This is a genomic window from Calderihabitans maritimus, assembly GCF_002207765.1.
GTDB classification, from domain to species: Bacteria; Bacillota; KKC1; order Calderihabitantales; family Calderihabitantaceae; genus Calderihabitans; species Calderihabitans maritimus.
This window is the reverse complement of record NZ_BDGJ01000166.1, coordinates 1-221: the sequence shown is the minus strand read 5'-3', so window position 1 is coordinate 221 and position 221 is coordinate 1. Positions and strand designations below refer to the sequence as shown.

Here is a 221-nt window from a genome sequence, read left to right as displayed (position 1 = left end):
AACCAGCTTCAGGCGCTTCTGGATGAATACTTTCCCGAATTTAGAGAAGTTTTCAAGAACCTGTTGGGGAAAGCGGCCCTGTGGGTATTACGACATTGTCCTTTCCCGTCGTATATACTTACCTGGAGCGTAGAGGAACTGGCTAACCAACTCAAAGGAGCAACCAATAACCGGGTAGGTTTGAGACGTGCCGGAATACTCAAGGAAGCAGCGGAAAACTC

At 48.4% G+C, this 221-nt stretch carries 1 pseudogene; it reads left to right on the top strand.

The features are described from left to right. Positions 1–221: pseudogene (locus KKC1_RS16385) on the top strand (IS110 family transposase); the annotation flags it as partial.